This is a genomic window from Chamaesiphon polymorphus CCALA 037, from assembly GCF_003003845.1.
Classification (GTDB): Bacteria; Cyanobacteriota; Cyanobacteriia; order Cyanobacteriales; family Chamaesiphonaceae; genus Chamaesiphon; species Chamaesiphon polymorphus.
In genome coordinates this window covers 1-5,528 of record NZ_PVWO01000400.1, presented here as the reverse complement: position 1 = coordinate 5,528, position 5,528 = coordinate 1, and the positions used below count along the sequence as shown (strand labels likewise).

General features: G+C 46.3%; 6 protein-coding genes and 1 pseudogene. 4 read left to right on the top strand and 3 right to left on the bottom strand.

Annotated elements, in window-relative coordinates; translation table 11 throughout:
* Positions 1–469: pseudogene (locus C7B77_RS22855) on the bottom strand (hypothetical protein); the annotation flags it as partial.
* A 109-nt stretch (positions 470–578) separates the two neighbouring features.
* Here C7B77_RS22855 and C7B77_RS22850 point away from each other — a divergent pair.
* The 4 genes from C7B77_RS22850 (at position 579) to C7B77_RS22835 (ending at position 3,582) form a co-directional block, all read left to right on the top strand.
* Entirely contained in the window at positions 579–1,766 is a 1,188-nt protein-coding gene (locus C7B77_RS22850; protein WP_106310332.1) for a PQQ-dependent sugar dehydrogenase, read from the top strand.
* A 13-nt stretch (positions 1,767–1,779) separates the two neighbouring features.
* The gene (locus C7B77_RS22845; RefSeq protein ID WP_106310329.1) at positions 1,780–2,841 is read left to right on the top strand and encodes a hypothetical protein; all 1,062 of its coding nucleotides are present in this window, start codon (positions 1,780–1,782) and stop codon (positions 2,839–2,841) included.
* A gap of 120 nt (positions 2,842–2,961) precedes the next feature.
* Positions 2,962–3,165, top strand: a complete 204-nt coding sequence (locus C7B77_RS22840; protein ID WP_106310326.1) for a hypothetical protein — start codon at positions 2,962–2,964, stop codon at positions 3,163–3,165.
* Positions 3,166–3,171: 6 nt separating this feature from the next.
* Positions 3,172–3,582 carry an HNH endonuclease gene (locus C7B77_RS22835; protein ID WP_106310323.1) on the top strand — a complete coding sequence of 137 codons (411 nt, stop codon included), beginning with the start codon at positions 3,172–3,174 and terminating at the stop codon, positions 3,580–3,582.
* A 39-nt stretch (positions 3,583–3,621) separates the two neighbouring features.
* Here C7B77_RS22835 and C7B77_RS22830 read toward each other — a convergent pair whose 3' ends face one another.
* Together C7B77_RS22830 and C7B77_RS22825 are read right to left on the bottom strand one after the other, a co-directional pair.
* Positions 3,622–4,095, bottom strand: a complete 474-nt coding sequence (locus C7B77_RS22830; protein ID WP_106310320.1) for a hypothetical protein — start codon at positions 4,093–4,095, stop codon at positions 3,622–3,624.
* A gap of 9 nt (positions 4,096–4,104) precedes the next feature.
* Positions 4,105–5,352: a cysteine desulfurase-like protein gene (locus C7B77_RS22825; RefSeq protein ID WP_106310317.1), complete on the bottom strand. Its 1,248-nt coding sequence runs from the start codon at positions 5,350–5,352 to the stop codon at positions 4,105–4,107.
* Between the last annotated feature and the right edge of the window lie 176 nt (positions 5,353–5,528).

Below are 5,528 nucleotides of genomic sequence, written 5' to 3'. Positions count from 1 at the left end.
CCATAATATGACTACCAAAATCGCCACCAAATAAATAATGTTCGACTAATCGATCGTTGCGAAAAACTTTAAATTCATTATGGATGGCGTGATGAGAGTCAAAAAAACAAATAGCGTCAGTATTCAAAAGTGAAGCAAATGCAAAGGCGATCGAATCATCGCCTCGAAAGAAAGGTAAATATGTCCACTGTCGATCGAGATATTGCCAAAATGGAAAGGGATAAGAGATCGGTGGTAATGATTTTTTGGGATTAGATCGGAGGATTTCTCTTTGTCGATCTTCCTCTTGGCTCGAATCTCGATCGGCATTGATGTAATCGACAAGCTGGCATTCAGACTGCACTTGTAATCCAAAATATTGACGAATAACTTTACTTATTTCTTCGACAGATGCTTTCACTAGAATGCAGCTATCTAGAGAATATTTTTCACATCCTAGTTTCTGATTAGCAGTGGTATTTTCATTCATTGTTATTTTATGGATAAGAATGTAAAAATATAGATAGATCGGTAGTGTCCGTTGGCAAAGCCTGCGCCTAGCGCAATCGCCGAAATATCGTAGCAATCTGTAACTTGTTGTGAATATCCTCACCAAATTCTCGTGGCGATCGCTAGCATTGAAAACGATCGCGCTCGCAGCAATATCTAGTCTGGCTTGCTCTAGTAACGCCCAAAAATCTCAAATCAGTCAGAATACCCAGGCAAATTATCGCCTGGTTCCAGTTGTAAAAGGCTTAGAAAATCCCTGGAGCGTAGCTTGGCTACCAGATCGAACCATGCTCGTCACCGAGCGGCCTGGGCGGGTGCGCATCGTCCGCAATGGTGTACTCGATCCTACCCCGATCGGCGGCGTTCCGGCGGTATTTGCCAGCGGACAAGGCGGATTGATGGATATTTCGATCCATCCGCAATTTGCCAAAAATCGGCTGGTTTATCTCACCTACTCACATGGTACCGATACCGCCAATCGCACGCGACTAGCCAGAGCTGTATTCGATGGCAAAAATCTCAAAAATCTGCAAGTTATCTTTGAAGTCAATCCCGTCAAACCCGGATCGCAACATTTCGGCTCGCGGATTACTTGGCTACCCGATAATACCCTGTTACTGGCGATCGGCGATGGCGGCAATCCCCCACTACAAATCGAGGGTAAATTACCCCGCTTCCAAGCCCAAAATCGGCGCAGCGATCTCGGTAAAGTCCTTCGGCTCAAAGATGATGGTTCGATTCCTCCCGATAATCCTTTCGTCAAAGCTGCGAATACCGATCCAGCAATCTGGAGCTACGGACATCGGAATATTCAAGGCATGACCTTCGACCCAGTTACCAAGCGAATTTGGGCGACAGAACACGGTTCGAGCGGTGGTGACGAACTCAACCTATTGCAAAAAGGCAAAAACTACGGCTGGCCGCTGGCTACCAATAGTAAAGAGTATGGATCTGGTAGAGAGATTTCACCGAATACATCGCTACCTGGATTGGAAGATCCCAAATTAGTTTGGACGCCCGCGATCGCACCTTCAGGTTTGACCGCTTACAATGGAAAACGATTTCCACAATGGCAAAAAAATCTCTTTGCAGGTGGCTTGGTGGAGCAAGCAGTCCGCAGAATCGAGTTAGATGCTAATGGCAAAGTTCTCAACCAAGAGCCAATTGCAATCGGCGCGCGGGTCAGAGATGTCCGTCAAGGCCCCGATGAGTTATTGTATATTTTGACTGATGAATCTAACGGTCAACTCATCCGGCTAGAGCCAGCAAAAAGTTAAAATTAACTCACACATGCCAGATTATCGAGTATTAATTCATCCCGCAACTTATCAACGATCGATCGATTATCTCGATCGATTAAAAGCTGGTGCGATCGCGGGAGCATATTTAAATAGTAAGTTAATCGATCGAGATTTAGAACAGCTCTCGATCGAGCAATTTATCGAACTATTATTACAAACAAAACAGCCATGTATCTTTGCCGAGAGTGCAATTTATGGCGACGGGAGAGATTGGAACCAAGACGAACTCTCCATAATCGGTGACATCAGCATTGCCACACCAGTTACTGTCTATGATAATGGCCGACACGTCCAGCCAGAAGTACATATCAGAACATTTACTGCAACGCTCATTTTTACCCCTGGCGCATTACTCCGCAACGGACACCAGCTCGTTCCCGCAGATTGGCAGGAAGTAACTACCGATGGTGCCTTCGATGCGGCGGGCTATTATCGCTTGTACGAGCGGAGATTGTTGCCTGGATTTGCGTATATTAACGCAGTTGCCCAAGCTAATAATAAAAAAGCATTTATTACCATTCCCGGACTCGGTTGCGGACAATTTGCTGGGATATTCAAAGGACAATTAGGAGATCGACTAAAACATACTTTAATCGAATTGCTAGAAACATATGGTAAAAGTTTTCCGCAGATTGCAGCAGTCTATTATGACCCCTATTCAGAGTGTGAAAACGATCGCACGAACATTAACGGAATCGATTTTCTCGTCAGACCGCTAAATCAGGGCAATATCAGAAAATCTCAGTTGTGCAGACCAGAGTTTTATGCTGAGGTCGATCGTGAATTCGACAATTGCGAACTATTTAGCTTTGTCGCATGGGATCATATTTCTTGGCCGGGGAATGATTTCTACGAAGATGTGAGAACGACTGATGATGGCGTGAAAGCTGCGGCAACTAGTTCGATGGCCGTGATGACCGGATTTGAGGGAACATACGACCCGCGCATCAATCACTATTCTCCACCAGCAGGTTATACCGATTGGGGTGAAGTGGTTTCTAAAAACAAAATCCAGCTAGAAGTCTCGAATAATTTAACGATCTTGCCATAATTTATCTAACTTTTTAATCAATCGCACAAGTAGGGAAACGCTAGTATTTATTAAATAGATATTGACTGAAATCCAGCTATAATTAATAGGTGAGAGTTAAAATTTTATTTTGGTTTTCTTATGGCGCAAGTTGTCGAAATTCCGATCGGATTAGCTCAGTTTCAACTTCCCGCAGCAGTTCACGATCGCCTACAATTTTTACTCGATCGACAGGATGCAGGTACGCAACTTTCCGAACGCGAACGACAAGAGGCTGAGGGATTAGTGGAGTTGGCGGAGTTTCTATCATTGCTAAAACTCCGATCGCACCAAGTAACGAAGTAAGCTGCGATGAATATTCCCGCATCTCTCCGTCGGTTAGCGATCCAGCGAGCAAACGATCGCTGCGAGTACTGTAAAATAGCTCAAGCTGGTCAAGTTGCAACCTTTCATATCGACCATATTGTGCCAGTAGTAGCTAATGGTGAGACTACTGCTGAAAATCTTGCACTAGCTTGTGTATCGTGTTCTCTGAAAAAGGGTGCAAGACAAGAAATTGAAGATGCCGAGACTGGAATTAAGGTGTTATTTTTTAATCCCCGTCAGCAATCGTGGCAAGATAACTTTCGATGGGATGGCGTGCAAATAATTGGATTGACTCCAGTGGGACGAGCGACGATTGCAGCATTAGATTTAAATCGAGAAATGATGCTATCTATTCGCACTGAGGAAGAATTGCTAGGCAGACATCCACCTGATTAGTCCCGTCAATGATTATGCTCGATCGAGATTTATTGTTGATTATTTAGCCCATACATTTGGTACTGAGATCGGACGAATCAATTCAACTTTGTCATCTTCTTCTGCACCAACAAGATCGAATCCCATCAGTGCAGTGCCGCATGTATCGGCAAAATACCACTGTCCGCTGACAATAACCAATGCCCAGTAAGGATCTTGCGGATTTGAAATACCCATAAATGGGTAGTATATGCAGCACAAAACATTGCAGCCAAAACATTGATGTAGATATTCGGCAACTCGCAGATCGGGATAAGAACCGAGTTCGCATTCATCACCATGATGAATAACCGCAATCGAGCATGGCCAAGCTGGGTCGTTAGTCTCTTCCATCCAAGCCCAAATCGCTCCCACTTCGTCAGGTGTATCTGATGTTGGAAATACATCGATCTTTAGCCCCGTAGGAATTAGTCTAGAAAATGCCGCAGCTATAGCATCTGCGGCGATCGTGGTGGATAAAGTAATTTCAAACATTTATATTCATTAACCCGAACTCGCTTTATCTAGAGCTTTCAACAGTCGATCGATTTCTTCAATCGTGTTGTAATGAACCAATCCCATTCGCAACAAACCACCGCTAGACTCAATGCCTAACGCTTCGGTGACACCCACAGCATAAAAATTACCATTCCAGGTAAAAATGCCCTGCTCGCCCAACTTTTTCGCTAGCTCGTGGGGCGAATACCCCTCAAGTCGGATGCCCACTGTTGGCGTGCGTTCGCTAACTCGATCGAGATCTGTAATTCCATACACCGTCAAACCAGGAATCCGTGCCAACCCAGAGAGCAAATAGCGACTGAGTTCTTGCTCGTAGGCGTGAATCGCCGCCATCCCTGCAACTAGTGCGGCTCGACGATTGCCAGCGGTTGGAGCGACTTGCTGTCCCAATTGGCGCAGATAATCGATCGTCTCTACCAAGCCCGCCATTGCCTCATAGCTCTGGGTGCCCGTTTCCCAACACGATGGCACCTCATTCGATGCGGGTGTTACCTTGTAAGGCTGTAAGCGGCTCAGATGCTCGTGTTTGCCATAGAGGATGCCCAGATGCGGTGCAAAGAATTTATAAGCCGAACAAGCGAGGAAATCGCAATCTAGTTCCCGCACATCGATCGCACCGTGGGGCGCATAGTGGACGGCATCGACAAAAACCATCGCGCCGACTTGATGGGCGAGTTTGGTAACCGCAGCAACATCGTTAACGGTACCGACGGCATTGGAAGCATAACCGATCGCGACTAATTTGGTACGATCGTTGAGTAATTCCTGTAGTCGATCGAGATCGAGCGTACAATCTTCTACTCGAATATCTAGAGTGCGGATGACAACGCCTTTTTCTGCCAAAGCTTCCCAGGGCGAGATATTCGCATAGTGATCGATCTTGGTCGTAATAATTTCATCACCAGGTTGTAGTTCTCGCCCGATTGCCCGCGCAATCGCAAAGGTGAGGGTCGTCATATTCGCCCCAAACACGACTTCATTCGCCGCACAACCCAGCAAGTCAGCTACCGCACTCCGCGTTTGGTCGATTAGCTTATCCGTCCGTTCGCTGGTGACAAAAGCTCCGTGAGCATTCGCATTGGAGTGAATTAAATAATCACTCATCGCCGCGATCGTATTTCTGGGCACCTGAGTCCCCCCAGGGCCATCAAAAAAGGTCATCGGCTGACCATTTAGTTCTTGAGACAACGATGGAAACTGGTCGCGAACCCACCCCAAGTCAAAGTCAGGCATGAAATTATCCTCAAGTAATAGCGAGCAGAAGGCATAAGGCAGAAGGCAGTAAGCAGAAGGGAGCTGGAGGCGATGGCTGTAATGGAAAATCCCCTCCTCTGCAAGGCAGACGCTTCGCGAACGGAGGGGTGCCCATAGGGCGGGGTGGGTAGATCTCCGCAGCAACTCATACCAAA